This window comes from Parapedobacter composti, assembly GCF_900112315.1.
Lineage (GTDB): Bacteria > Bacteroidota > Bacteroidia > Sphingobacteriales > Sphingobacteriaceae > Parapedobacter > Parapedobacter composti.
Genome location: NZ_FOLL01000001.1, coordinates 1 through 26,849, shown reverse-complemented (window position 1 = coordinate 26,849; position 26,849 = coordinate 1). Strand labels below are relative to the sequence as shown.

Annotated in this window: 25 protein-coding genes; 17 read left to right on the top strand and 8 right to left on the bottom strand. The window is 47.9% G+C overall.

Features of this window, described 5'->3' with window-relative positions; translation table 11 throughout:
• From porN to miaE, 8 genes are all read left to right on the top strand, one after another.
• Positions 1-963, top strand: a complete 963-nt coding sequence (porN, locus tag BM030_RS00120) for a type IX secretion system ring subunit PorN/GldN (protein WP_090969891.1) — start codon at positions 1-3, stop codon at positions 961-963.
• A 161-nt stretch (positions 964-1,124) separates the two neighbouring features.
• Entirely contained in the window at positions 1,125-1,991 is an 867-nt protein-coding gene (locus tag BM030_RS00115; protein ID WP_090969889.1) for a cupin-like domain-containing protein, read from the top strand.
• A 72-nt stretch (positions 1,992-2,063) separates the two neighbouring features.
• Positions 2,064-2,207: a DUF6728 family protein gene (locus BM030_RS20385; protein WP_317615080.1), complete on the top strand. Its 144-nt coding sequence runs from the start codon at positions 2,064-2,066 to the stop codon at positions 2,205-2,207.
• Between the two features lie 30 nt (positions 2,208-2,237).
• A complete protein-coding gene (locus BM030_RS00110; RefSeq protein WP_090969887.1) occupies positions 2,238-2,624 on the top strand; it encodes a RidA family protein in 387 nt (128 codons plus the stop codon).
• The gene (locus tag BM030_RS00105; protein ID WP_090969886.1) at positions 2,625-3,524 is read left to right on the top strand and encodes an EamA family transporter; all 900 of its coding nucleotides are present in this window, start codon (positions 2,625-2,627) and stop codon (positions 3,522-3,524) included. It abuts the gene before it with no gap.
• Positions 3,525-3,544: 20 nt separating this feature from the next.
• Positions 3,545-5,650, top strand: a complete 2,106-nt coding sequence (gene recG, locus BM030_RS00100; protein ID WP_090969884.1) for an ATP-dependent DNA helicase RecG — start codon at positions 3,545-3,547, stop codon at positions 5,648-5,650.
• Between the two features lie 170 nt (positions 5,651-5,820).
• Positions 5,821-6,375: a hypothetical protein gene (locus BM030_RS00095; protein ID WP_090969882.1), complete on the top strand. Its 555-nt coding sequence runs from the start codon at positions 5,821-5,823 to the stop codon at positions 6,373-6,375.
• A gap of 112 nt (positions 6,376-6,487) precedes the next feature.
• A complete protein-coding gene (gene miaE, locus BM030_RS00090) occupies positions 6,488-7,069 on the top strand; it encodes a MiaE family protein (RefSeq protein WP_090969880.1) in 582 nt (193 codons plus the stop codon).
• Here miaE and BM030_RS00085 read toward each other — a convergent pair.
• Positions 7,037-7,267: a (2Fe-2S)-binding protein gene (locus tag BM030_RS00085; RefSeq protein WP_090969878.1), complete on the bottom strand. Its 231-nt coding sequence runs from the start codon at positions 7,265-7,267 to the stop codon at positions 7,037-7,039. The two genes, miaE and BM030_RS00085, sit on opposite strands and share 33 nt — an antisense overlap.
• Before the next feature lie 139 nt (positions 7,268-7,406).
• Between BM030_RS00085 and BM030_RS00080 the strand changes: the two genes are divergently transcribed.
• The 3 genes from BM030_RS00080 (at position 7,407) to lipB (ending at position 10,076) form a co-directional block, all read left to right on the top strand.
• Complete coding sequence (locus tag BM030_RS00080; RefSeq protein WP_090969876.1) at positions 7,407-7,892, top strand: anthrone oxygenase family protein; 486 nt, start codon at positions 7,407-7,409, stop codon at positions 7,890-7,892.
• Between the two features lie 238 nt (positions 7,893-8,130).
• The gene (gene hflX / locus BM030_RS00075) at positions 8,131-9,336 is read left to right on the top strand and encodes a GTPase HflX (RefSeq protein WP_090969873.1); all 1,206 of its coding nucleotides are present in this window, start codon (positions 8,131-8,133) and stop codon (positions 9,334-9,336) included.
• 26 nt (positions 9,337-9,362) lie between these two features.
• Positions 9,363-10,076 carry a lipoyl(octanoyl) transferase LipB gene (gene lipB / locus BM030_RS00070; RefSeq protein ID WP_090969871.1) on the top strand — a complete coding sequence of 238 codons (714 nt, stop codon included), beginning with the start codon at positions 9,363-9,365 and terminating at the stop codon, positions 10,074-10,076.
• Here the strand turns inward: lipB and BM030_RS00065 are convergent.
• From BM030_RS00065 to BM030_RS00055, 3 genes are all read right to left on the bottom strand, one after another.
• A complete protein-coding gene (locus BM030_RS00065; protein WP_090969869.1) occupies positions 10,073-11,518 on the bottom strand; it encodes a S41 family peptidase in 1,446 nt (481 codons plus the stop codon). The two genes, lipB and BM030_RS00065, sit on opposite strands and share 4 nt — an antisense overlap.
• Positions 11,519-11,704: 186 nt before the next feature.
• A complete protein-coding gene (locus BM030_RS00060; protein WP_244518569.1) occupies positions 11,705-12,388 on the bottom strand; it encodes an MBL fold metallo-hydrolase in 684 nt (227 codons plus the stop codon).
• Between the two features lie 20 nt (positions 12,389-12,408).
• Complete coding sequence (locus tag BM030_RS00055) at positions 12,409-13,836, bottom strand: L-serine ammonia-lyase (RefSeq protein WP_090969868.1); 1,428 nt, start codon at positions 13,834-13,836, stop codon at positions 12,409-12,411.
• A 241-nt stretch (positions 13,837-14,077) separates the two neighbouring features.
• On the opposite strand from BM030_RS00055, the gene BM030_RS00050 reads away from it, so the two are divergent.
• The gene (locus tag BM030_RS00050; protein WP_090970862.1) at positions 14,078-15,634 is read left to right on the top strand and encodes a glycoside hydrolase family 10-like protein; all 1,557 of its coding nucleotides are present in this window, start codon (positions 14,078-14,080) and stop codon (positions 15,632-15,634) included.
• 7 nt (positions 15,635-15,641) lie between these two features.
• Here the strand turns inward: BM030_RS00050 and BM030_RS00045 are convergent, their stop codons facing one another.
• Entirely contained in the window at positions 15,642-17,351 is a 1,710-nt protein-coding gene (locus BM030_RS00045; protein WP_090969866.1) for a glycoside hydrolase family 3 protein, read from the bottom strand.
• A 123-nt stretch (positions 17,352-17,474) separates the two neighbouring features.
• Entirely contained in the window at positions 17,475-18,014 is a 540-nt protein-coding gene (locus tag BM030_RS00040) for a TetR/AcrR family transcriptional regulator (protein ID WP_090969864.1), read from the bottom strand.
• Between the two features lie 249 nt (positions 18,015-18,263).
• Here BM030_RS00040 and BM030_RS00035 point away from each other — a divergent pair, with 249 nt between their 5' ends.
• On the top strand, positions 18,264-21,038 hold the full coding sequence (locus BM030_RS00035; RefSeq protein ID WP_170845576.1) for an outer membrane beta-barrel protein: 2,775 nt from the start codon (positions 18,264-18,266) through the stop codon (positions 21,036-21,038).
• A 12-nt stretch (positions 21,039-21,050) separates the two neighbouring features.
• On the opposite strand, the gene pncA is transcribed toward BM030_RS00035, so the two are convergent.
• Positions 21,051-21,641: a bifunctional nicotinamidase/pyrazinamidase gene (pncA, locus tag BM030_RS00030; protein ID WP_090969859.1), complete on the bottom strand. Its 591-nt coding sequence runs from the start codon at positions 21,639-21,641 to the stop codon at positions 21,051-21,053.
• A 3-nt stretch (positions 21,642-21,644) separates the two neighbouring features.
• Positions 21,645-22,640, bottom strand: coding sequence for an aspartate-semialdehyde dehydrogenase (locus BM030_RS00025; RefSeq protein ID WP_090969857.1), 996 nt, complete (start codon positions 22,638-22,640; stop codon positions 21,645-21,647).
• A 102-nt stretch (positions 22,641-22,742) separates the two neighbouring features.
• On the opposite strand from BM030_RS00025, the gene BM030_RS00020 reads away from it, so the two are divergent.
• From BM030_RS00020 to BM030_RS00005, 4 genes are read left to right on the top strand one after another with little or no spacing between them, the layout of a single operon-like run.
• On the top strand, positions 22,743-24,338 hold the full coding sequence (locus tag BM030_RS00020; RefSeq protein WP_090969855.1) for a T9SS type B sorting domain-containing protein: 1,596 nt from the start codon (positions 22,743-22,745) through the stop codon (positions 24,336-24,338).
• A gap of 31 nt (positions 24,339-24,369) precedes the next feature.
• Positions 24,370-25,323 carry an NAD-dependent epimerase/dehydratase family protein gene (locus tag BM030_RS00015; protein ID WP_090969853.1) on the top strand — a complete coding sequence of 318 codons (954 nt, stop codon included), beginning with the start codon at positions 24,370-24,372 and terminating at the stop codon, positions 25,321-25,323.
• A 2-nt stretch (positions 25,324-25,325) separates the two neighbouring features.
• A complete protein-coding gene (locus BM030_RS00010) occupies positions 25,326-26,051 on the top strand; it encodes a YebC/PmpR family DNA-binding transcriptional regulator (protein ID WP_090969852.1) in 726 nt (241 codons plus the stop codon).
• Entirely contained in the window at positions 26,051-26,665 is a 615-nt protein-coding gene (locus BM030_RS00005; RefSeq protein ID WP_090969850.1) for a PspC-like choline-binding domain-containing protein, read from the top strand. The genes BM030_RS00010 and BM030_RS00005 overlap by 1 nt, the downstream gene beginning before the upstream one ends.
• Positions 26,666-26,849: the final 184 nt, after the last annotated feature.

The following is a 26,849-nucleotide window of genomic DNA, read 5'->3' as shown; positions in this document are numbered from 1 at the left end:
ATGAAAACGTATGGTCTTTTTGCTTTGTTTTGCCTGATGGGGCTCATTGTTTCGGCTCAGGAAGGCAACCTTTCTACTAGCACAGCACCCACCATTCCGGAAGAAGAACCGCCGGTGGATGGCTATTACGTCAAATCGGACATCCTCAACAGACAGGTAATTCCTTATGCCCCTATACGTCCTACCGATGTAGCTTACGTGAAACGGATATGGCGGGAGTTTGACGTGCGGGAGAAAATGAATAGCCTTTATGCCTCACCGAAAGCCCGACTGATTGACGTTATTATGAAAGCGGTAATGGCAGGTGAGCTTACGGCTTACGACCCTACGCCCACGGAAGACAACCCCACAGGAGATGATTTCAGTACCATGGCGCGCCTGGCTCCCGACCAAGTGCTTACCCGGTTCGGCCTGGATAGTACCCTGGTAGAAGAATACGATGAAAACGGTAACGTCATTGCATCCCATTTTGAAGCAACATCGTTTAACCCTGATGACGTGGTACGTTTCCGTATCAAGGAAGATTGGATATTTGATAAACAACGCTCGGTGTTTGAACCCCGGATTATTGGCATTGCTCCGCTGGTTACGCCCAAAATGGATGAAATCATGGGCGGATCGGCCGACGACTTTGGCGGCGCTGCCGCGGACATTCCGGGGATAAGCGATAACAACGCCAATGCCTTAGCCGCCGACGCCTATCCGGCCTTCTGGATTTATTTTCCCGAAGCAAGGCATATCTTTGTAAATAAAGAAGTGGTATCGCGGCATAACGACGCTACCGGGTTGAGTTATGACGATGTATTTATCAAACGGCTCTTCTCGAGTTATATCGTAAAGCAATCGAACCCTGAGGATTTGCGGATTAGGGACTATATCGACAACGGGGTTGACAGACTCTATGAAGCCGAGCGTATTAAAAAGACGTTGGTAGATTTTGAACAGGACCTGTGGTCTTATTAGGTTATTTATGATCTTCGTCACTTTGGCTTTTTTGGCACGTAAATAGTTGTATGCCTTTTTATAATGCAAATGTAAAATTGGTTTACAGCCTGTTTGGGTGGATAAAGATTTCCTAAGTTTGCATTAACGCGTTAACAATTAGTTTTAAACAGATATTAGTCGTGCAACTAAAAAAAGTAGAAAAAATCTCCGGGATGAGTTCGGCTGATTTCATCAAAAACTACCTGAACAAGGGCATACCCGTGGTCATGGATGATTTTGTCAGCAAAGATAGTCCGGCCTGGACCAAATGGAACTATGACTATTTCAAGGAAATAGCCGGAGATAATGTTATCTCTCTACATGGAAGAGAAGATGCATCCAATGATCGCGCGGCCAGTGCGCCCGTCGCAAAAATGAAATTCAGCGAATACCTGGATTTGATTGAGCGGGAGCCGACTGATTTGCGCATCTTCCTATTCAACCTGATGAAACTGAAGCCGGAACTTAACCACGATCTGATTTACAACGACGTGACGGGCGGCAAGGTATTGAAATGGTTGCCTTATCTGTTTTTCGGAGGCGAAGGCTCCAGCACACGCAACCACTTTGATATAGACATGTCTCACGTGTTCCTCACGCAATACAAAGGCATCAAAAAAATCTGGTTATTCCCGCTGGAGCAGTCGGACTTAATGTACAAATTACCGTACAATTTCCACAGCATTGCCAACCTCAAAAATCCCGATTACGATAAATTCCCGGCATTGAAGTACCTGAACGGTTATGAAGCGGAAATCCACCCGGGCGAGACGTTGTTTATGCCGTCCGGATGGTGGCATTATATCCAGTACGTTACCGAAGGCTATTCCATCAGCGTACGGGCGTTACCGTCAAAAGTATACGATAGGTGGCGCGGGTTCAGGAACTTGATTATCACGCGTAATTTTGACAACACCATGCGTAAGATTTTCAAGGATCGCTGGTTCAATTACAAAATCAGCACCGCTAAACGGCGTGCCGAAAAAGCCTTGAAAAAGGTTCAGTAGCAAAAACAATGCGCATGCAACAGCCGCTCTCGTATCCCGGGAGTGGTTGCCTATTTTTAAGACAGTAGCACGATGTATTTTTTTAGAAAAAAGGATCCGACTCGGCCAACAAGCTTTAACCTCAGGGTAATGCATATTATCAATTGGACAGCCATTATCCTCTTCTTGCTGGCGATCCTTTATAAAGTAGGCGAATATCTTTTTTCGAAATCATAGTTTCTTTTGAACCAATCAGCTGTAAAACGTATGTCAACAAAAGAAGTTATCAACACACAGGCGGCCCCCGCGCCCATAGGACCTTATAATCAAGCCATAAAGGCGGGGGATACGCTTTATGTATCCGGGCAGATTGCGCTATTACCGGAAACAGGAGAGCTGATACAAGGCAGCGTAACCGATGAGGCCCGCCAAGTACTCGACAATATAGGCGCCGTATTGGCCGCTGCCGGTTATTCATTTGCAGATGTGGTAAAAACCACTATTTTCCTGCGCGACATGGGCGACTTTGCCGCGGTCAACGCCGTATATGGTGAATATTTCACCGAACAGCCCCCGGCCCGGGAAACTGTCGCTGTAGCAGGGTTACCCAAAAACGTCCGTGTAGAAATTTCGTTGGTAGCTTGGAAAGCGTAAATGCAGCATCGTCTGAAATACTTTTCGGCGGCTCTTTTTGCCGCCGCGCTTTGGGGGTTCATGGCTATTCCGTTACGCGAAATCAAAGCGTGGCCCGCCGAAGACATCTTGTACTACCGCATTTTTGCATCAGTTACGTTCTGCTGGCTATTCATCGCGATTTTCCGGAAGAAACACCTAAGAGCCGATCTCCAATACGTCCGGACACTGCCTCGCAAAGCCCAGAAACGCCTGGGGTGGCTTACCTTGGCTGCCTCTTTCCTCATTATGGGTAATTGGTTTACGTTTATCTATGCTGTTAACCATGTGAGTATCCAATCTGCCGCCTTTGCGTATTTGGTCTGTCCGTTGTTAACTACCCTGGCCGGATTCCTCATCCTGAAGGAAAACTTATCTACCCTAAAAAAAATCAGTATCGGCATCGCGCTGGTCAGTGTAGTGATGCTGGCCCGCGGCTCCTTCCAGGAAGTGATGTGGTCTGTGGTGATAGCTTCGTTATATGCCTTATACCTGGTTGTGCAACGCATCATCCAGCAGGTAGACAGGCTGAATGTACTGGCTATACAGCTTACAATATGCAGTATAGCCATCCTGCCAATCCTGCTTGGCCAGCATCACCCGTTTCCGGTGGACGCGACATTCTGGCTCAATATCGGTATCATAGCCATCGTTTTCACCATTATTCCCTTATATTTAAGCCTTTATGCACTCAATGGGATATCCTCTTCGAGCGTAGGTATTTTAATCTATATCAATCCCATCATTGCTTTTGCGGTAGCCGTGCTGTATTTCCACGAACACATCTACACCTACCAGTTGCTCGCTTATGCCGTGCTGTTGATAGCCGTATTCTTGTTCAATTGGGAAACACTTCGGAAGGTTTTTCATAAATTCGCGTGAAACCTTGAGAGCAAGTACAATTGGCACCATACAGTACCATAACTCCAATTGAATACCTTAAAGGCGTGGGACCCGGCCGGGCTGACGTGCTCAGAACCGAGTTGGGCATACATACGTTTGGCGATCTGCTGCGGCATTATCCTTTCCGTTATATCGATCGTACCCAGTTCCATAAAATCGCCCAATTGAATCCAGACATGCCAGCCGCCCAAATCATTGGGCGGCTGGTGCACCTCGAAGAAACGGGGGAACGCCGGGGCAAACGCTTAGTGGGGCATTTCCGAGATGACACCGGCACAATGGAACTGGTATGGTTTCAAAGTGTCAGCTGGCTCCGGAAGTCGCTGCAGGTCGGATCGGCTTACGTCATCTATGGCAAACCTACGGTATTTAACAACCAGCTTTCCATGACCCACCCTGAGATGGAACTTTACCAGCCCGGGACGAAACTAAGCGGTAGTATGAGCTTACAGCCGGTATACAGCTCAACAGAAAAACTCAAAAAGTACAATCTGGACAGTAAGGGGATTCAAAAACTGCAAGCCGCTTTGCTGGAAAGTATCCTCACTCAACTTACCGAAGAGCTTCCGGACCATCTCGTCCATAAGCATCAATTGATGCCGCTCCCCCAGGCGCTGGTGGCGATTCACTTTCCACGCAGCCAACAGGAACTTCTCGCTGCTATTCGTCGTCTTAAATTTGACGAGCTGTTCTATATCCAATTGAAGCTCCTGAAAAACAAACTGCTGAACACCCAAAAATACAAAGGGCACCGCTTCGCCGTTGTTGGCGAGCGATTCAACCGGTTCTATCATGAACAGCTGCCTTTTGCACTCACTAACGCACAAAAACGAGTAATTAAGGAAATCCGCAAAGACACTGCCTCAGGAGCACAACTTAATCGCTTGGTACAAGGTGATGTAGGCAGCGGTAAAACCGTGGTAGCCCTCATGAGTATGTTATTAGCCGTAGACAACGGTTTTCAAGCTTGTCTTATGGCTCCTACGGAAATATTAGCACAACAGCACTACCAAAGCATACGGAGACTGCTGGGCAACGGCATCGCGTCTGTACAGTTGCTTACCGGATCCACGCCCAAGAAAGATCGGCAAATCATCCACAGGCAGCTCGAAGATGGAACCTTGGACATCTTAGTAGGCACACATGCGTTGATTGAAGATGCCGTGCGGTTTAAAAACCTTGGCTTCGTGGTCATTGATGAGCAGCACCGCTTTGGCGTGGAACAGCGCGCGAGATTGTGGCGCAAAAACAGTATCCCTCCCCACATGCTGGTGATGACGGCTACCCCCATTCCGCGTACACTGGCCATGACCCTGTACGGCGACCTTGACATCTCGGTCATCGATGAGCTGCCAGCGGGCCGAAAACCCATTAAAACACTGCATTTTTACGAAAGCAGCCGGCTGCGGATGTTTGGCTTTATCAAGGAAGAGATTGCCAAAGGCCGACAAGTTTATATCGTCTACCCGCTCATCAAGGAAAGTGAAAAAATGGATCTGTTATACCTTGAAGCCGGATTGGAATTGCTGATGAAGGAATTTCCATTACCACAATACCACATCAGTATTGTTCATGGCAAAATGGCTGTCAAGGACAAGGAATGGGAAATGCAACGGTTCGTTAAAGGTCAGACGCAAATCATGGTTGCCACTACGGTTATCGAAGTGGGGGTGGATGTACCCAACGCCTCTGTGATGGTCATTGAAAACGCTGAACGCTTTGGGTTGTCGCAGTTACACCAGTTACGGGGACGCGTGGGCCGGGGCGCCGAACAATCGTATTGCATCCTGATGTCGAATCATAAACTAAGTAAGGAAAGTAAGCTTCGACTGGAAACCATGGTACGTACAAACGATGGGTTTGAAATTGCCGAAGCAGACCTGCGGTTGCGCGGCCCGGGCGATATCGCAGGAACACAGCAAAGCGGTGTACTAAACCTTAAACTGGCAGACTTAACTACCGATCAGGCACTGCTGACCGAAGTACGCAACAGCGTTATCGACCTTTTCAAAACCGACCCGCAACTGGCTAACCCGATAAACGCCTTACTGCGCGAATACCTCACCCGCGCTGAGCCGACTATCAGTTGGGAAAAAATTTCCTAGACTGCCGTTGTATTTCGTCTATCAAAATCCGCTTTTCGTCTAATACACCCTCCCTTGGTCGGCGCCAGTAGGCTGTTTGTCTATTACCGCCGACGCTGCGTGCAACGTTTTTACAAGGTCGTCGTCTTATCTACAGAAACGAAAAAAAAAGCAAACAAAACCCCGTAACTATGAAATCATTGGTATTAAGCGCCATCATCTGCGCAACAACAGCAGGAGTAAGTTTAGCCGGAAATGGCGAGCTTCCAAACGACCAGAAAAAAACAGCAACATTCAAATCGGAAATCGCATTCCACCAACGCAATGTGGATATGCTTTGGAACCAGTATGGATTGGCCGAAGCGCGCATCAAGCAAAGCCACGGCAATCATGCTGAACTGGAACGTGATAGGGCTTTCTTTATCGGCGTGTATCAAAAAGACATCGATAACGGCATCCGGATAGCCCAAAGCAAAAAGGCCATTACCGAAATAGAGGAACTGTATGCCAAAAAACGCGCTCAGCGCGACGCATACGAAAAAACAAAACTGGCAAGACTTCAAGAGCAGTTAAGGACAGAATTAAAACGGGAGCAAAAGAGCTTCGAAAAAACGTGCAAAAAAAATGCTCATCTTATCAACAATGAAACATTGCCGCTGCTCCGTGAAGCAGAACACTATCTTGCCAACGCAATTGACCGAGCGAATCACTTTAACGATTCCAAAGCGACCATCGCCGCACGATAGCTATACATCTCCATTTAAAACCCGGCACTTTTCTTTGGACAGCCCCCACTCACCGCGGGGGGCTGCATTGTTTATCAAAATATCCGTAAGTTTGTCATGTAACAATACACATATGCTTGGACTTAAACTACTGACTGATCCGCGTTGGGCTAATATCGCGGAGTCAAACCTTGAGGAGATTTTGACCGACCACGCCTGGTGCGAACAGAAAGCAGCATCCAACGCCATCTCACTGATTACCCAAAACTCCGAACACCAAGGTCTGGTGCACGAATTGACGGCCATCGCCATCGAAGAGATGCAGCATTTCCAACAGGTCATCGAGATCATCAAACGCAGGGGTTATACTTTAGGTCGTGAACGCAAGGATGATTACGTAAATCAGTTGATGAAGTTTATCAAACGGGACGGTAGCCGCAACACCGCCTTCATTGATCGCCTCTTGTTTGCTGCCATGATAGAAGCACGCAGTTGCGAGCGCTTCCGCGTATTATCCAAAAACATCAAGGACAAAGAATTGGCCACATTTTACCATGACCTCATGGTATCAGAAGCTAACCATTATACCACATTCCTGAATTTTGCCCGGCGCTACACCATTGACGTAGATGTCGAAAAGCGTTGGAAGCAGTGGCTCGATTTTGAAGGAGAGCTCATCAAATCATACGGTAAAAAGGAACATATCCATGGCTGAGCAGTTGATTAGCCTTATGGCCGAATATTCATATTGCTCAGCCGCCGGAGAAAGGAGGCAATAGCGCAATCTCCGCCTGCCCTCTCCGCATCCATACTTGCTGCCTGTTAGTTTCAGGTGAATCCGGAGCGTATCCAGCAGCGTGGTATCTGCCGGAACATCAATGTCATAATCCTTGCCATTAATACGTAGATTCATCAGTTCATGAATTTGGTAAACAACCGGACGCCTTGATCGGCAAGCAAGCACCGGGTAATGTTATGGTAAAAAATGAGTGACTTGATTGTTACTATACTGCCAAACGTTTAGTATTTTTACCACTTGGATAACGATTCGCATGACAATGACTTTACTACACCTGCTTACCGTGCTATCCACTGGACTGATAAGCGGATTTTTTTATGCCTACTCATGCTCGGTCAATGCCGGGCTCCGCGGCCTGGCTGATGCCTCCTATATAAAAGCCATGCAATCCATCAACCGAGCGGTGCTGAACCCTTTATTTTTTTTAACGTTCTTCGGCTCATTGATATTGCTTCCGCTCTCGACTTGGCTAGAGTACCGGCTGTTAGGTACCACGACAGCATTTTACTTGCTGTTAAGCAGCAGTATATTGTATTTCTTTGGGGTATTCCTCGTTACAGCAAGGGGCAACGTACCGTTGAATGATGCATTGGAGGAATTTGAAGTTGACGCTGCCGCCGCCGAGGCCATTCAGCGGCGACGGGCCGCCTTTGAGCGTAGTTGGACGCGCTACCATCGCATCCGGACGGTGGCGAACATCCTCGCTTTCATCGGCGCCATAGGGGCTGTTTTACAGTAATTCCTTTTATACAATAAATGAGGAGTAAAGCCGAGGCCATTCATACCGGTGTTACCGGCCAGCATGAGTTCCGCGGTATTGGATGATTCACCTAAAACTTTTATCTTTGCCAACTGTTAACATAACGCATGCCATGTAATACCACTGCAATACCCCTTTGTAGTTTAGTTTGCCGCTTGAGATAAGCGCCGTTGTTTTTTAGTTTTTTATTTTTTTGACATTAATTATCCGCTATTACATGGCCAAACAGAAAATTTTTGATACCGCTATACAACCGGAAACCGCCGTTTTAGTAGGCATTATATTGCCGGGTGAACACGACGAAAAAGAACAAGAATACCTGGAAGAACTGGCTTTCTTGGTGGACACCGCAGGGGGAATTGTAAAGGGAGTTTTTACCCAACGGCTCAACCACCCTGACCGGGCCACGTTTGTAGGCGCCGGGAAACTGGATGAAATAAAAGCATTCGTGAAGGCAGAGGAAATTGATATCGTTGTGTTCGATGATGAGCTATCACCTTCGCAGCTCCGCAATATTGAACGGGAACTTAACGTGAAGATTCTGGACCGCAGCAACCTCATTCTGGATATCTTTGCCCGCCGCGCAAAATCGGCACAGGCCAAAACCCAAGTGGAACTGGCGCAACTGCAGTACCTGTTGCCCAGATTAACCCGGATGTGGACGCACCTGGAGCGCCAACGAGGAGGTATTGGGATGCGTGGACCGGGTGAAAGCCAGATAGAGAGCGACCGCCGGATGATTCTGAATAAAATCGCTTTGCTTAAAGATCGACTTAAGGCCATTGATCGCCAAAGTGAAACACAGCGTAAAAACCGTGGGCAGCTTATCCGCGTGGCACTTGTGGGGTATACCAATGTCGGGAAATCAACTCTCATGAATTTGATTTCCAAATCGGACGTATTTGCTGAAAATAAGCTATTTGCCACGCTGGATACGACAGTGCGCAAGGTTGTGATAGACAATCTGCCGTTTCTGTTGTCTGACACAGTCGGGTTCATCCGCAAGCTGCCTCACCATTTGGTAGAGTGCTTCAAATCCACACTGGACGAAGTCCGTGAAGCGGATTTACTGCTGCATGTAGTGGACATCTCACACTCCAGCTTTGAAGACCATATCCGGGCCGTTAACGAAACGTTAAAAGATCTGGACGCATTGGACAAGCCGACAATCACGGTGTTCAATAAAGTGGATGCCTACAAACCGGAACAAGCAGATGATGACCCATTGTCGGAAACCGAGGAAGCAGCGAAACCGATGACCCTTGAGGACTTCAAGAACAGCTGGATGGCCCGGCACAACAGCCCAGCCGTATTTATTTCGGCCACTGATAAAATCAACATCGATGAGTTCAGGGCATTACTATACGATAAGGTCGTAAAAATGCACACCGAGCGGTATCCATATGATAATCTACTATATTAGAAATAAGGTGTCGGCAACCAAACTACATGAATAAAAAAGTCATTTTCGAGGACTGGGGCTTGGTAGACTATCAGGAAGCGTGGGATCGGCAAGAAACGCTCTTTGCCGAAGTGGTTAAACAGAAGTCTGCCAACCGTTCGGACAGCGCTGCGCAATCAACGCAAAATTACCTGGTGTTTACCGAGCATCCGCATGTCTATACCCTGGGCAAAAGTGGAAAACCAGAAAACCTGCTCCTGGATGAGCATGGACTGAACAGAAAGCAAGCATCGTTTTACAAAATAAACCGGGGCGGCGACATTACGTATCATGGTCCGGGACAGATTGTGGGATATCCCATTCTTGATTTGGATAACTTTTTTACTGACATCCATCGCTACCTCCGTACGCTAGAGGAAGCGGTTATCCGTACACTGGCCGACTACGGGATTGCTGCAGGCCGCTATCCCGGTTATACGGGGGTCTGGCTAGATGCGGACAACGCCCGAGCACGCAAGATATGCGCCATGGGCGTGCGCGCCAGCCGGTGGGTGACCATGCATGGCTTTGCCTTTAATGTTAATACCGACCTCACTTATTTCGGCAATATCGTTCCCTGCGGCATTGACGACAAAGACGTTACCTCTATGCAGCGCGAACTCGGCACCCCGCAGAACATCGACGCGGTGAAACAGCGCTTAAAAACGCATATTGCTGATTTATTCGGAATGGAACTGTTGGACAAACCGCCCGCTGCTTAGTTAAACTGCAGGGCGTTACCCCCCTTTAGTGATTCGGTAACGTCCAAGGGGCGCGGCTTGGCCAGATCCTTATTAGCCGCTTCTAGCAGCCCGGCGCCAATCGACCGCCTTTGGCTTTCGATTCCCATTTGCCTGTTCAAACCCGCCTGCATGCCGGGATCGATGATACTCAGTGCTTTGGCAATCAGGGGATCGATAGGCGATCCGATGGGCGCAAACGGAAGCGTCTCCTGCACTTCATACGTGGGCTGGATCCCCAGTCCGAAATCGCCCACTCCATCTTTATTTTTGTATTTGAGTACAATAGGCTGAATACCCCAAGCGTATTGTCCATCAAAGCGGGGGGAGGAGTTTTCAATGATAATGGATGCCTCGTCTTTCCCATAGGTAGTGCTTCCAATGTGAATCACGCCAGACATTCCCAGAAAGGGCCTAAGGTTATTAATCAGCAATTCGCTGGCCGATGCCGAATTTCTGGTAGCCAAAATAAACACCCGGCTCAATCCCAGGTTCCGGTTGGCAACCAACGGACCATTAACCGCTCCGAACATATCTGCATAGGTGCGCGTCACGTCATTGAAATTTGAATTGAAATCGTACTGGATAAAAGGACTGTTAATAGCAAATCCCTGGTGAATTAATGCAGACAACAGCGCAGCAATCTCTACAGACCCGCCAAGGTTATACCGTTCATCCACGATGAGCTCGGTAACCCCGGCCGCTTTAAACCGTCCGAAAGCGTCAACCAGTTCCTGCGGCTGATTAAGAAACCGGTTATAGAAAAGGTAAGCTACCTTCGTGCCGTTATCGGTGGTGATTACGCTTTCCTTATGAATGGCCTTCTCCTGGAATCCCGCCACTGGCGTAAGCGACACCTCCCCCCCTTCTCTAATGGTTCCGTTTTCTTCAAGGATGCCCTTGGTTAGCCGGAACGTTTCGTTGCCTTGCAACGGTCCATAGTTCTGCACGGCCCCGCCATTATCTACGGTCAGTGCCATACCATTAACCCGCGTAAATATATCGCCGCGCTCGATGCCTGCCTTATCGGCCGGCGACCCTTCAAGTACATACCGCACCACCACTCCTGCCCGCCCGGATCCCATTCCGAAAAATGCAAAACCTAAACCACTCGTCCTAATAATACCCGCGCTTTGGTTTTTGAGATCCTCGGCCTTTGCTATTACTGAAAACCGATCGGTCGGTTTATTCAGAATTCTTGCAAAGAACGTTTCAGGCGACGCATTAAAATCCAATTGATTATTATCGGGAATAGCGGTGCTCCAATAATACCAATACCGCATGGAATCCACTATCCATTGGTTAATTTCTGCATGGGTCACGCGCGGAGTGTCGTCTTTGCATGACGAAACCAAAAGTATAGCGAAAAATACACCCATCGGAACCAACCCAGCCACCGATTGGAGAATGCGGTTACTTGTCATATGCTCATAAGTCTATACTCCAAATGTACGGAAGTATCTGAACACTTCAACAATTGGCCGCCAAGTATTTTTGACCGAGTAAGCACTCATTGCCCTTCGGAGCGCCTAGGCTATAAACCGCCGTCTCAGCATACCTGCCCGCTACGGTAATCTCCGTATCACCGCGATGCCTACTGAACAACTCGGCTACCAAAGCCGGGTCATTATTATCGCGTGAAAGGTGCGACAAAAAAAGAAAAGGTAGTTCAAACGGGAAGAACGGTGATTCACAAACAATTCCAGTGCTTCGGCATTTGACAAATGCCCGTATCCGCCGCGAATGCGATTCTTTAGAAAATAAGGATAACGCCCGCCCATCAGCATATCCACATCATAATTGGCTTCCAGAAACGCCGCATCGCAACGACTGAAATATTCCATCACCCGCTCACACACCCTGCCGATATCAGTAAAGACACCGACTGTTAATTCTCCGTGGCCAATGATGAAACTATGCGGATCAGCGGCATCATGGTATTTCCGGAAAGACGTGATTGCCAAATCCCCAATGCTAATGGTTTGCAAATCAGTAAGCGGATGCAACAGTCGCTCAGGAATGGCCAATTTGCATGCCTTTCGGGTACCTTCGGTAAGGAAAACCGGCAATTGATACTTGTTAGCCAACGTACTTAACCCCCTTACGTGATCTGTATGTTCATGGGAAACAAAGATGGCTTTTACCCGTTGCATGGAAAGCCCCTGCCTGGCCATCCGCTTTTCAACTTCACGGCAAGAGATGCCCGCATCCACCAGTATGGCCTCATCACCATTCCCTATGTAATAGCAATTGCCATTACTACCTGAGGCTATTGAACTAATGAAAAGCGGCATAAGACAAAGTAAGGGAAAAATTAGCACTCCGGCAAACTCAGCGGGATATTAACCGCCAATCCGCCGTCGGCGGTTTCCTTATATTTTATATTCATGTCTTGGGCTGTTTCCCACATGGTTTTGACTACTGCATCCAAACTTACTTTTGCTTTATCCGGATTGGACTGCAATGCCAGTTGCGCCGCCGTGATCGCCTTAATAGCTCCCATCGTGTTACGTTCAATACAAGGCACCTGTACCAATCCGCCGATGGGATCGCATGTCAACCCGAGATGGTGTTCCATGGCGATTTCCGCTGCCATAAGCACTTGCCGCTGCGAACCGCCCAGCCGCTCGGTTAATGCCCCCGCTGCCATGGCTGATGAAACGCCTATCTCGGCCTGGCAGCCGCCCATGGCCGCCGAAATAGTAGCGCCTTTTTTGAAAATACTGCCTATTTCAGATGCCGTGGCAATAAACCGGATGATATGCTCTTCGTCTAAACCATTGTGAAAGACTATAAAATACTGTAACACGGCCGGAATAACTCCCGCAGCCCCATTTGTGGGTGCTGTTACTACGCGGCCAAAAGAAGCGTTCTCTTCATTGACCGCCAACGCAAAACAGCTTACCCAATCCAAGGTATATTGGAAATTATCACCCCCCGCACGGATAGCCGACACCCAACTTTGGTAGTCGTGATAAGGTCGCCCACCGATTAACTTTCTATTGAGCTTGTAAGCCCTGCGGTCGACATGCAGCCCTCCCGGCAGCACGCCAGTGGTATGGCATCCCCGATAAATGCAATCGCGGATCGTTTCAAACAGGCGAAGTACCCCGTCCCTTGTCTCGGCTTCCGAACGCCAAGCCTGCTCGTTTTCCAACACCAATTCAGAAACTTTCAGCCCCGTACGGATACACCAATGCAACAGGTCGTTCGCGTGCTGCACCGGAAAAGGCAGATCTACCTCTTGCTTGGTGCTGCTTTCTTCTCCATCTCGCACGATGAACCCACCGCCAATGGAATAGTAGGTTTCGCTGAGCGCCTTGCCACCCGCCAGTAACGCTTGGAAAGTTACCGCGTTGGGGTGAAAAGGCAGGCTCTCTCCGGCCAAAAACAAGATATCATCTTGATACACGAACGGGATATAATATTTGCCTCCCAACGCCAGCTGCCCTTGCTGTTTGGTTTGGCTTACTTTGGCATTCACTTCGTCTACCGCTATTGTGACAGGATCTTCACCGCCGAGTCCCAATAAAATCGCGACGTCTGTGCCATGTCCAACACCCGTTTTGGCCAACGACCCGTACAGCAAAACTTTAACCGATTCTACCTCAGTCAACAATCCCCGCTCCGCTAAACGTTCAACAAAACGCTGGGCAGCCCGCCAAGGCCCCAATGTATGGGAACTTGACGGGCCGATACCTATCTTGAACATATCGAATATAGAAACCTGTTCTTGGACCATAGCAACAATGGAATTTTCACAAAGTTACCGTTTTAGGTACCGCTATCGGCACGTTACAGCTTCATTTTTCAAATTCAAATTTTCATACAGCTAAAAGTCAGCCAGTTATTTACCATCAACCATTCCCATCCCAACATAAACACTTATTAAAACTATGGCGCCGGATATGCGCATTAAATAACGTATGCTACCTCGATTGCCGATAGCTTTTTTTATATTTACCGCGATTATGGCATTGGAGATGAGTTATATTCGCGTGTATTTAGCGTTCTTTAGTATAGTTATCCTATCGTTCATAGATTTACCGGGGTATGCTCACCCGAAGCCTCCCCTGGATATACTGCCAAAGCGTGAACTGCGCGGGGTATGGATAGCTACAGTGGTGAATATAGACTGGCCCTCCGCCGCGGGGCTCGATGTCGAAACGCAGAAGAAAGAACTTATCCAGCAGCTCGACAACCATCAGCGTGCAGGAATTAATACCATCATCTTGCAGATACGCCCCGCTGCAGATGCATTTTACGCGAAAAGCAGGGAACCCTGGAGCCGCTTCCTTACCGGAAAACCCGGGCAACAGCCTTCTCCATTTTACGACCCGTTGGAATTTGCTATTGAGGAAGCCCACAAGCGGGCAATGGAACTCCACGCTTGGATAAACCCCTATCGGGCTACATTTGATTTGGTTGCCGCCAATACCACAAGTGATCACATTACTCGCAAAAAGCCCCAGTGGTTTTTTACCTATGGCGGCAAAAAGCTATTTAACCCGGGTATTCCTGAAGTGCGGGAGTACATCACCGACGTTGTCATGGACATTGTCCGCAATTACGATATCGATGGCATCCATTTTGACGACTACTTTTATCCCTATCCGGACGGGGGCAAACCCATCCCCGATGCAGAAACGTTCAGGCAATATCCTAATGGTTTTCGTAATGTGGCCGACTGGCGCCGGAACAATGTCAACCTGCTTATTGAACGTATTTCAACCGGTATACGCAATGAAAAAAAGCATGTAAAATTTGGCATCAGCCCGTTTGGTATATGGGACAATAAAAAAGATCATCCGCGAGGCTCGGAGTCAGCCGGACTCAGTGGTTATCGGCAGTTGTATGCCGATGCTCTGACATGGCTTGAAGCAGGCTGGATAGACTACATCAATCCTCAAATCTATTTCCCTTTCGGCCACCCTTCCGCTCCCTATGAAGTACTGGTAGACTGGTGGGGGCGCCATGCGAACGGCCGCCACCTTTATGTAGGCCATGCTGCATACCGAGCTACCGAAAACCGGGATGGATGGCGGAACCGGAACCAGATACCCAACCAAGTACGTTATGCCCGGCGCCAACAGGTACAAGGCAGCATATATTACAGCTCCAAACACCTGAGCAACAACGTAGTCGGCCTACGCGACTCACTGCAGTACAACTTATATCGTTACAAATCACTTCCACCTACCATGCCATGGCTGGATAGCATTGCTCCCGAGCCGCCATTCGGGTTACTCGCCCGTGTCGCCGAAAACCGGTCGTCCATTACCTTGCATTGGCAGGCCCCTCCACAGGCCGAAGACGGTGATGAAGCCTACGGTTATGTGATTTATCGGTTTAATGAAGGGGAAGAAATGGATCTGGATAATCCTCAGTATATACTGCATGTTACCTACGATCGTTCCCAGACCTCGTATACCGACAATTTGATCCGTAAGCACGGGCATTACCGTTATGTGGTCACGTCCATCGATCGGCTAAAAAACGAAAGTCGGCCATCCAATATGCGGGAATTGTATGTAAACTAACACACACTCACGTACCGTCGCCATAGCGGAAATAGGCATTCACCGTCACAGGCAACCGGCCCGTAGGGGTCAGGTTCCGCAGGATGACCTTCGCTGCCGCACGCTGCATAATTGGCTCGTTTTGATAGCAGATAAGCAAAGATTTGGCCTGCTCAATGCCCGGCAGTCCGGCAAGGCTATACGGGTTGGCAAACAAGCAGAATACGCTATTTTTCACGGCCAGTTCATTGATAAATAGCCGCACTGTGGCATTATAATTCAAAGTACTCCTTGGCCGGGAACGGCTATCATGGAGCGCGACGATGATTTGGCTATACTTTGTCAGTTCATCGGCTACCGCCGCTACGTCGTCGGCCGTAGCTTGGGGGGATAACACATAACACATATGGTTATCAAAGCGCCATCCTAACATATTCTGAAACTCCGTTAGACCAGACGTACCAATGGCAATGATCGCAGTGTGTTTCGTATAATCGATAGCCTTGATGAGACTATCTCCCTTTAAAAGGGTCATCGATGCGTCGGCCAAACGCTGGTTAAGCGCTTCGGCCCGGGGCCGATTAAGATCACGATATAAGTTGGTTAACTCCACAGGCCTAACGTCATTTAATCCAAGCCAGTATTTCGTAGCCAGCACCTTCTTTACCCGGCCATCGATATCTTGCTGGGAAAGCCGCCCTTGTTTGATAGCTTGCAGCACCATGTCAATAGCACGCGCACTATTTTCCGAAAGTTCCAGCACATCGTTCCCCGCGATGATGGCACGTACATCCGCTTCACCATTTTTGAAGTGTTTTACTACACCTCGCATATCCATGGCATCGGTAAATGCAAGGCCACGGAATGCTAACTTTCCTTTGAGGATGTCTGTCACGATAGGCTTAGACAAGGAAGACGGCAGATTGCGTGTTTTATCCAAGCTAGGAATATTCATGTGGGCAATCATGACACCTGACGCTCCTGCTTTTATCAATTCACGAAACGGATACATCTCGAGCGAATCCAACCGCCCGGCGGAAAAGTTGAGTTGCGGTAAATCATAGTGTGAGTCGACATCCGTATCGCCATGCCCCGGAAAGTGCTTCAACGATACTACTATCCCCTCGTCCATCATGCCGCGCATATACGCCAAACCCTTCCGCGTCACGTTATATTTATCCTCTCCGAAGGATCGGAAATTGATAACGGGGTTACGTGGATTGTTATTTATATCCACGACAGGCGCAAAATTGATATTCATACCCAGCCGCTTGAAATCCCTGGCAATCTCCCGTCCCATTTGATAAATCAATGCCTCATTCTGAATAGCCCCCAAGGCCATCTGATAGGGGAACGAAATCGTCGAGTCCGCTAAACGCATACCCAGCCCCCACTCGCCATCAAAGGCTACCAGCAATGGCACCTTTGAAAGCCGCTGATAGCGATTGATGAGCTGGGCATGCCGCACGGGGCCGCCCTGAAACAGGACGATACCCCCCAATTGTTCCCGTTCTACCACTCCAGCCACAGAATCGATATACCGTTGGCCCAAATCGGTATGAGCCCGCACCAAAAACAGCTGCGCCACTTTATCCCGATTACTTAATGTATTGAATACGGAATCTACCCAGGCATGCGTGGAGTTAACAAACGGAATAAATGCTTCACGCTGCTGCCCGTTCGCTGTTAATCCCAGTAAAAGGACCAAACTGAATACCGTAGTAACCTTTCTCTGCATAATTTGCTAAACTTACAAAAACAATACCGATGGTTTAATGGAATTGCGCTCAATATTAAGCATTATTTTTGCTTGTTTATGCATGTTTCCCGTCAATCAACGCGGTTTTATGCAGCAACATCATTAAAGCCCATATTTAGCTTCCAATAATTTGGCTAATTCAATGGAATGTTCGAGCTCACCGTTGGCTTCCTTTTTCCAAAGGATTTCAATAATTAGAAGAAGGAGCTGCGTTTCCAATTCAGGATTTTGGTATCCCAACTCGGAAAACGCCCGTTTAATAATCGGATAGACAGGTTTCATGAAAAGTTCATGTTGCTGCCTGGAGAATTCATGATGCGACAGACGTTCCTGCAACTTCCAGAAAAGCGGCTCTTCATTGACTAACTCTTTGGGCAGATTAATCATGTTGCGGAGAAAACTCTTGGCATCCCGGTAAGTCATCATGCCCCGGTGATGCTGCAGCACCCGTCTGTATCCTGATTTTATTAAATGAAACAGAAGGTTATCCTTATTTCCGAAATGTTTGAAAATAAGTGCTTCGGAAACGCCTGCCTGTTGGGCAATCATTTTAGTTGAAGTATCTATATACCCTTTCTCAGCAAACAACAGGAGTGCTTCTTTCATAATTTTTTCCTTTCTGCTCTCTGTTTTTTGCTTCATGGCGCTTCTTATACGATTTTTTTGCAAACTTAGCCAACTTGCTACTTGTATGCAAGTAACTGCCATCCGGTCTTTACTCCGTTATTTTGACCGGCACATGCGTTTATTGAGCGTAACAATCCGTTTACGATTAAACCGAGCTCCTTTATTTCTATCTTAAAACAGTAAATTGTTCGCAGATACTAAAACATGGATTACCGTTACAAATATCCGCTTTTATCCTTAGCGTTTATGCTTCTTTCTTCCATAATGATGGCCCAAACTGTTATTAAGGGAGAAGTGCTGGATAATATTGACAGCGTTGGCTTGCAAGGAGCCGATATCCGGCTTTTTACTGCCAAAGACTCGTTAATTGATCAACGGGCCTCACTATCCGGTGGAAAATTCCAGTTGAAACAAGTGCCTCCCGGCAGCTATCGCCTTCGGGTAAATTTTCTCGGGTACCGCCCCACAACGGTAGACATCGTCATTAAACCGGACACCCCTCCCCAGCCGATTGCCATCCGACTGTTTCCGGAATACCAAGCGCTTGACGAAGTAACTATTGTGGCGCCGCCACCTGCGGTAGTGCTAAAGGGTGACACCACCGAATTTGATGCTTCGGCATTTAGTACAGAACCCTACGCGGATGCCGACGCCTTGGTGATGCAAATACCGGGGGTAGAAATAGACGAAGAGGGTAAAGTGAAGGCTCAAGGCGAGGATGTACAACGCATTATTGTGGACGGAAAAGAATTTTTCAGCACCGATCCCAGAATAGCCCTCAAAACACTGCCGGCGGATATCATTTCCAAAATTCAAATTATTGATGAGAAGAGTGAACAAGCTCAGTTTACAGGTTTCGACGATGGACAGCGCCGCAAAATCATCAACATTGTAACTCGTCCGGACCGACGCCGGGGATATTTCGGAAGAGCAGCAGGAGGATATGGTGCCAGTGAACGTTATAATACCGGAGGCAATTTAAGCCTGTTTAACGGCAGCCGGCGAATTTCCATTTTTGCGATAGCCAACAACATTAATCAATCCGACTTTTCGATGGCCGCAATAGCAGGAGGAGAAGAGTCCGGCGGGCGTAATAACCGGGGCAGAAGCCGGGGGCCATCCGGCCCCGGCCGGGGAATAAACAATACCGGCAATGCTTCAATCAATTACAATGACGAGTGGTTGGATGACCGGATCGACCTGAACGCCAATTACGCATTCTCATCCACGGACAACGTCACCAATAGCCTTACTAACCGCGAATACCTTATTGGCGCAAACGCCAATCAGTTTAACAGACAGAACCAGGAATCTGGCAGCTTAAACAGCAGTCACCGTGCCAACATACGCGTGCGGTTCGACGTGGATTCCAACCAACGAATCGATTTCAGACCTAGCCTATCATTTCAGCAATACAACCGCAATTCAATAGTTACCAGCAACACGTCAACAGTAGACAACAACCCCGTAAATGCATCCGTACGCAACAACAACAATGAGAATTCGAACTTCAACTTCAGCGGAAGCCTTGACTATCGTTTACGGCTGGGAAAACCGGGAAGAACTGTTACACTGAGCGCAAACGGCTCTGCCAATAGCAATAAGGGGCTTGCACATACCTATTCGCTCAACGAATTTTTTGAAAGGCAAAGCTTGAACCGCTTGGATACAATAAGCAATGAAAGCCATATGGACGGTTACGGCAACGGCATTACCGGCCGCTTGGCTTATACCGAACCTCTTGGAAAAAACAGTCGTATGCAGGCCAACTACAGCCTGCGGAACACAGCGAATTACTCGAACAGGGAAACATTCGAATTCTTGGCCGAAACAGGACAGTTGGGAGAACTCAACAGACAGCTGTCTAATGAATTCCGCAACGACTATACCTATCAAAGTGGCGGACTCTCCTATCAGATCAGCAAGCGGGATTCGTTCCGTGTTGAACTTGGCCTGGATTTTCAGGATGCCCGTATCAATAACAACCGTACGTTTCCCGATATCATCACCACAGGCAGCCGGTTTACGAGCTATCTACCAAATGTGAGTTTAGCTTACAATTTTTCCCGGGATAAAGAAGTGAACCTCAATTATAGCACCGCAACGAACGCACCTTCTATTAATCAGTTGCAAGACGTTATTAATAACCAAAACCCACTAAACATACGTACAGGGAATGCAGATCTTAAGCAGGAATATGGTCATCGCTTCAATCTTCGTTTTAACAGCGTAAACCGCGAGTCGGGAAGTAATTTCGCGGCCAACGTCAATGCGGAATTTTCAAATAACCGTATTGTGAATTCTACGTTCATCGCCACCACCGATACCCTTATTGCTCCAGATGTGCTCTTGGGGGCCGGCGGGCAATTTACCCGACCGGAGAATATCAACGGATATTACAGTATCCGTGCTAACACCACATACGGAACACCTATTAAATCTTTGAAAATTAACCTTAACCTGAGCACGAGTCTTTACCATAATCATGATATCGGGCTGGTAAATCGCGAAAAGACGTTCTCCAACTCATATGGTATTAACCAACGCATCGGTGTAAACAGCCGCTTCGGGCAACACCTGGTAGTCGGGCTGAGCTATGTCGGAACATACAGTGTTGTCCGGAATAATTCCAATACAGATCTAAGTTACAATTACTATAATCAGATCATACGTAATGATGTTGCCTACACCTTTTGGAAAGGTGTACGGGTTGCATCTTCCTTCTATTATAATTTTAACCAAGGATTAGCAGAGGAATACAATCGGCATTTCAGCTTATGGAATGCTTCTATTGGCAAAAAGCTATTTAAACGGGAAGAGGCCGAAATCACACTATCTGCCTTCGACATACTGAAAAAGAACACGAATATCGATCGCAGTGTGAGTGAACGCTATATCCAAGACACACAGGATAACGCTTTACAGCGCTATTTTTTACTCAGCTTCACCTATAACCTCCGGCACTTCGGGGGCGGGGGAGCATCCGGCAGAGCACCGGGTGGGCGGCCATCCGGGCCAATGGGCAGGCAACGCTATTGACCCTGCAGCCCGTTAAACAAGCCTGCCTCCATGCCGGAGAAAAATGGCTTTCTTGGTTGCATATGCTGTTGCGTCAATCGGTCGCACCGCATCTTCCAAAATGCAGGCATCAAATCCTTCTGCCAATGCATCCATCGCCGTAAAATAGACGCAGTAATCGGCGGCCAAGCCACATACGGAAACCGCTTTGACCTCCCTTTCCCTTAAATAGCCTGCCAACCCTGTGGTTTTACGCCTGCCATTATCATAAAATCCACTGTAGCTGTCGATATCCGGGTCGGTACCTTTACGGAAGATGGCTTCAATACGGCGGGAATCTAATGCATGGCTCAATCTCGCGCCATCACTGCCTTGTATGCAATGATCCGGCCACAGCACTTGCTCCAATCCTGAAACAGTAATCTGTTCAAACGGCTTTTTCCCCGCATGGACGGAGGCAAAGCTTTTGTGGCCGGCGGGGTGCCAATCTTGTGTAGCCACCACCAAGTTGAAATCCTGCTGAATCCGGTTCACAACCGGAATAATCATATCCCCCTGAGGAACGGGCAACGCGCCCCCGGGCAGAAAATCATACTGGATATCTACGATAATCAGCGCGTGCATGAATTACTTCTCAAGCAAGCCTTTTTCCAGAAGCTTTTCAGCAATCTGAACGGCATTGGTAGCCGCCCCCTTGCGGAGATTATCTGCCACAATCCAAAGGTTCAACGACTTTGGCTGGCTCTCATCTCTACGTATGCGACCTACAAATACTTCGTCGCGTCCTTGGGCGTCTTTCGGCATAGGGTATTCGAGATTTGCAGGATTATCCACAACCACAACACCGGGCTGCTTTGTCAACAAGGCACGCACTTCTTCAATATCGAAATCATTTGCAAACTCGATATTCACTGACTCAGAGTGTCCGCCAACAACAGGAATGCGTACTGTGGTAGCCGTTACGCGGATACTGTCGTCCGCCATGATCTTGTTAGTTTCCTTGATCATTTTCATTTCCTCTTTGGTGTATCCATTATCCTGGAACACATCAATCTGCGGGATGACATTCAAGTCTATCGGGTAAGGATAGGCCTTCTCGCCGGTTACGCCAGACCGCTCATCGAAAAGTTGTTTCACGGCTTTTACGCCCGTACCGGTAACTGACTGGTATGTCGATACAACTACCCGCTTAATGGTATATTCGTCGTGCAGGGGTCTCAAAACCACAACCATCTGTATGGTTGAACAATTCGGATTAGCGATAATTTTATCTTCTGCAGTCAATAAATGGCCGTTCACTTCCGGCACGACCAATTTCTTGGCCGGATCCATGCGCCAAGCTGATGAGTTGTCGATAACGGTAATACCGGCTTCAGCAAATTTAGGCGCATACGCCAAAGAAGTACTTCCACCGGCGGAAAACAGGGCCACGTCAGGTTTGAGGGCTATGGCTTCATCGGGCGTCACCACCTTATACTTTTTCCCTTTGAATTCGATTTCCTTGCCCTTGCTCCGTTCCGAAGCTGCTGGAATCAATTCTGTTACTGGGAAATTACGCGCCGCTAACACGGTTAGCATCTCCGAACCTACCAGTCCGGTTGCGCCGACTACTGCCACTTTCATCTTTGTTTGTTAGATTTAATGAACTAATTTTTAATTATTAATTTTATTTTTTTAAAGCTGTCAAACATACGAAATTTGACTCAACTTAACCAACCTCATGCCATGAAAAACCATCTATACATGTTATGCGGTTTGCTACCATTAGTATTGGGAATCCGAAGCCGCGAACATATTGCCACCGACACCCTGTGGGAAACCAAGTTACTGCCCGACGATACTGCCGGCGCCGTTGTTTTTGATGATTTCACAAGCGGATGGCACAACGGCTGGCTGGGCAATACGACGGCTTTTGAGATCGCTGAACACCGACTTACCCTCCTTGCTGAGGCGACCAGCCCCGCCTATCTCGCCCGGCCTGTCACCCGTTTACGCAATACGATATGGGAAATGGGTATACATGTGAACAGTGCCTTAGCCGTGAATAACTATGTTAGGCTCTATCTCATCTCCACAAACCCATCTTTACACGGTTCCCAGCAAGGCTACCATTTACAAATCGACGGTGCCAACGGTAAACATGTATATCATCTGTGGCGGCAAGACGGCAATACACGCCAAGTCATTTTCCGTAGTGATTCGATTGAGAGCCAGTCGGCCGCGTTCAGGGCTCGTGTACGGGTGGTATGCAATCGAGATGGTCATTGGCAAATATTTGCGGATGAAAATGATTCCGGCAGTTTCGAGCGGGTATCTGGTAAAGCGTCAACTCTTCCGCACGTCAACGACATTTACGTAACCGATTACTATACTGGGTATGCTGTTAATTTTTCGCCTATTCGCTATGCAGACTTCCGGCTTCATTACATACTCATTCGGCCTTTTGATTTGATGGATGATCCCGTTTCACACAACACCGTTTTACCTCAAGACATATTGATTAATGAACTTCTTTCCTATCCGAAAACTAACGGTGCAGACTTTGTCGAAATCTATAACTATTCGGACAAAATTATCGATCTGCGTAAAATCCATATTGCCAATGTAAGTTCATCCGGAAGCGCAGGCACCAAACGTGCTATTACGAACCAGCAGTCCTTTATATATCCCAACGAATACAAAGTACTTACATCACAACCCGCCATCATACAGCAACATTATCCGAACAGTGTGCCTCATACTTTCATCACCGTTCCTGCTTTACCTAATTTCAATAATGAAATAGGTGGGGTCGTACTTTACAGTGACAGCTTAACAATAGACAGTCTCTTTTACACCAAAAATATGCAATCGCCCTTTATTGTCGATCATCGCGGGGTATCCCTTGAGCGCAGGCACTTTTCGATGCCCACCCTGGCACCCGGAAATTTCCAGTCTGCCGCAACTGCCGTTGGGGGTGCCACGCCGGGATATGCAAACTCTCAGGGAGTGATTGACGGTTCGCAGGAAAACGTCCGCCTGGTTTCCAAAACATTCTCGCCGGACGGTGATGGTTTTGAAGATTACTTGGAAATCAGTTACCGTCTGCCCGAAAGTGGTTATATGGCTAATATCTCCATTTACAATGATAACGGAAGGTTGGTCAAGCAGCTACAGCGCAACCAAAGTTTGGGCACTCATGGCTCTATTCTGTGGGATGGAATGGCTGATAATGGTCGGCGCCAACCCGTTGGGGTTTATATAGCCGTTATTGAACTGTATCATGCTTCTGGACGCAGGCGGACCTACCGGTTAAGCTTTGCGCTGGCTGCCAAGCTGTGAATACGGTGGAATTTTGCTAAGTTTGCATCCAATGAAAGAACAAGTCATCATCCTTGGTTCAAACGGCCAGATAGGCACTGAATTGGCTACCGTGTTACGATCAAAATATGGGCAAACCCAGGTCGTGACGTCCGATATACGCCAACCACAATTGCCGGATGCAGCAGGCCTGTTTGAAACCATCGATGTGCTCGATCGGCGAGCTCTTCATGCGCTATTTTCCAAATATCGCCCTACACAGGTATACCTATTGGCCGCTATCCTTTCGGCCACCGGAGAAAAGCTCCCACGGCAAGCTTGGGATCTAAATATCAACGGCTTATTAAATGTACTCGACCTATCACTTGAATACGGTGTCAGCAAAGTATTCTGGCCGAGCTCCATTGCCGTATTCGGCCCTAATTCGCCGAAAACCAACACGCCACAGTATGCCGTAATGGATCCTAATACGGTATATGGCATAAGCAAACTTGCCGGCGAACGGATTTGCGAGTACTACCATCTCCGTTTCGGACTTGATGTGCGGAGTATCAGGTATCCCGGCATCATCAGCTGGAAAGCCGCTCCCGGCGGAGGCACCACTGACTATGCCGTTCATATTTTCCATGAAGCGTTAAAACATAGTACGTACAACTGTTTCTTATCAGCTAATACGGCGTTACCCATGCTCTATATGGATGATGCCATCCGAGGCACCCTTTCTTTGATGGACGCACCGGCAGAAGCCATCCGTATCCGCTCAAGCTATAACCTTACAGGAGTAAGTTTTACGCCGGATATGTTAGCCCGGGAAATCCGGAAGATTATACCGGAATTTGTGATCACTTATACGGAAAACGATCCCCGGCAGGCCATTGCGGATACATGGCCCAATAGTATTGATGACGCCGACGCGCGACGCGACTGGGGGTGGCAACCACAATATGATTTAACGGATATTACTCAACTGATGATTAAAAATCTTAAAGACAATATACATATATAAAGATGGGAAGAGCATTTGAATTCCGGAAAGAACGCAAATTCAAACGTTGGGCAAAAATGGCCGTCCAGTTCACACGGTTAGGTAAAGAAATCGCTATTGCCGTAAAGGAAGGCGGCGCCAATCCTGAGGGAAATTCACGGCTACGTACCGCAATTCAGAATGCCAAAGCAGTGAACATGCCCAAAGATCGCATAGAAGCAGCTATTAAAAGAGCTTCGGACAAAGACGCTAAGGGATATGAAGAACATGTATATGAGGGTTATGGACCTCACGGGGTTCCCATACTAATCGAAACAGCCACCGACAATACTAACCGGACGGTGGCTAATATCCGTAGTTATTTCAGCAAATTTGGAGGCACCTTAGGCAAGACAGGTTCTCTTGATTTCATTTTTCAGCGGAAATCCATCTTCCGGTTTACCATACCGGAAGATACTGATTTGGAGGAATTGGAACTTGAGCTTATCGATGGTGGGTTGGAAGAGTTATACGTAGAAGCCGATGAAGAGGGAAACGATGTAGTTGTTGCTCAAACTTCTTTTGAAGATTTCGGTAACATGCAAAGACTATTGGAAGAAAAAGGTGTGGAAGTAAAAAGCGCTAAACTGGAACGCATCGCGTTGTCAAATTCGGACGTTTCTGAAGAAAATGCTGCTGATGTGTTGAAACTTATTGATAGAATTGAGGAGGACGATGACGTCCAAGCGGTCTACCACAATATGGCCTGATGACGTTTGAAGATTTTTTTGCAAAGAAAAAGATTGATTTGGCGCAATTTCAGCGTGCCAGGCCGGATCTATATCAAGAATTCCGGCAACACTACGCGCTGATGGGGGAAAAGAGCTTTGATCACACAAAAAAATACTGGTTCAACCGTCTTCGTAAAGAATTCCAATTAACTACTGAAGAAGTTACGGACGGAAAAACGGACGAGCCAAATCCCAACAAGTCTGTAAGAACCGACAAAGTAGACGCAAAAGCGATACCAGCGGGTTTCAAACCACGGTTCAAGGCCGGAACTGCCCGTGCCAAAACAGATGAAGAGCCTACCCAACCCCAGGAGAAAAACGATAATGTGGAGTCAACAAGTACATCAGCGGCAGAACAACCCCAGCCCCCCGCTAAACCCTTAGGTTTCAAACCACGATTCAAGGCCGGAACCACTGCCCCTGCCAAGACGGATGAAGAGCCCGCCCAACCCCGGGAAAAAAACGACACTGCGGAGCCAACAAGTACGCCAGCGGCAGAACAATCCCAGCCCCCCGCTAAACCCTTAGGTTTCAAACCACGATATAAGCCCGGAATCACAGGATTTAAAAAAGGCGATTCCTCTTCGTCTTAATTTTCTGTAGAATACCGCTCCTTGCGGAACAGCTAATCTAAAGCAATGACCTAGTTATTAGCACGGTACGCCTAACAAAAAAGCCCCGCTGCGTTCTACGCAGCGGGGCATTGAATGAAATCCGGCACCGACCTACTCTCACGCCTGTTACGGCAATACCATCGGCTCTGGCGGGCTTAACTGC

Coding starts and splice junctions, on each gene's coding strand:
- BM030_RS00080 (WP_090969876.1), top strand. CDS start 7,407: ATGACAATGACTTTACTACACCTGCTTACCGTGCTATCCACTGGACTG.
- BM030_RS00050 (WP_090970862.1), top strand. CDS start 14,078: ATGAGTTATATTCGCGTGTATTTAGCGTTCTTTAGTATAGTTATCCTA.
- BM030_RS00035 (WP_170845576.1), top strand. CDS start 18,264: ATGATGGCCCAAACTGTTATTAAGGGAGAAGTGCTGGATAATATTGAC.
- BM030_RS00110 (WP_090969887.1), top strand. CDS start 2,238: ATGTCAACAAAAGAAGTTATCAACACACAGGCGGCCCCCGCGCCCATA.
- BM030_RS00040 (WP_090969864.1), bottom strand. CDS start 18,014: ATGAAGCAAAAAACAGAGAGCAGAAAGGAAAAAATTATGAAAGAAGCA.
- BM030_RS00055 (WP_090969868.1), bottom strand. CDS start 13,836: ATGGTCCAAGAACAGGTTTCTATATTCGATATGTTCAAGATAGGTATC.
- BM030_RS00065 (WP_090969869.1), bottom strand. CDS start 11,518: ATGACAAGTAACCGCATTCTCCAATCGGTGGCTGGGTTGGTTCCGATG.
- hflX (WP_090969873.1), top strand. CDS start 8,131: ATGGCCAAACAGAAAATTTTTGATACCGCTATACAACCGGAAACCGCC.
- BM030_RS00095 (WP_090969882.1), top strand. CDS start 5,821: ATGAAATCATTGGTATTAAGCGCCATCATCTGCGCAACAACAGCAGGA.
- lipB (WP_090969871.1), top strand. CDS start 9,363: ATGAATAAAAAAGTCATTTTCGAGGACTGGGGCTTGGTAGACTATCAG.
- BM030_RS00010 (WP_090969852.1), top strand. CDS start 25,326: ATGGGAAGAGCATTTGAATTCCGGAAAGAACGCAAATTCAAACGTTGG.
- BM030_RS00085 (WP_090969878.1), bottom strand. CDS start 7,267: ATGAATCTACGTATTAATGGCAAGGATTATGACATTGATGTTCCGGCA.
- BM030_RS20385 (WP_317615080.1), top strand. CDS start 2,064: ATGTATTTTTTTAGAAAAAAGGATCCGACTCGGCCAACAAGCTTTAAC.
- BM030_RS00025 (WP_090969857.1), bottom strand. CDS start 22,640: ATGAAAGTGGCAGTAGTCGGCGCAACCGGACTGGTAGGTTCGGAGATG.
- BM030_RS00060 (WP_244518569.1), bottom strand. CDS start 12,388: ATGCCGCTTTTCATTAGTTCAATAGCCTCAGGTAGTAATGGCAATTGC.
- pncA (WP_090969859.1), bottom strand. CDS start 21,641: ATGCACGCGCTGATTATCGTAGATATCCAGTATGATTTTCTGCCCGGG.
- BM030_RS00045 (WP_090969866.1), bottom strand. CDS start 17,351: ATGCAGAGAAAGGTTACTACGGTATTCAGTTTGGTCCTTTTACTGGGA.
- BM030_RS00005 (WP_090969850.1), top strand. CDS start 26,051: ATGACGTTTGAAGATTTTTTTGCAAAGAAAAAGATTGATTTGGCGCAA.
- miaE (WP_090969880.1), top strand. CDS start 6,488: ATGCTTGGACTTAAACTACTGACTGATCCGCGTTGGGCTAATATCGCG.
- porN (WP_090969891.1), top strand. CDS start 1: ATGAAAACGTATGGTCTTTTTGCTTTGTTTTGCCTGATGGGGCTCATT.
- BM030_RS00015 (WP_090969853.1), top strand. CDS start 24,370: ATGAAAGAACAAGTCATCATCCTTGGTTCAAACGGCCAGATAGGCACT.
- BM030_RS00020 (WP_090969855.1), top strand. CDS start 22,743: ATGAAAAACCATCTATACATGTTATGCGGTTTGCTACCATTAGTATTG.
- BM030_RS00105 (WP_090969886.1), top strand. CDS start 2,625: ATGCAGCATCGTCTGAAATACTTTTCGGCGGCTCTTTTTGCCGCCGCG.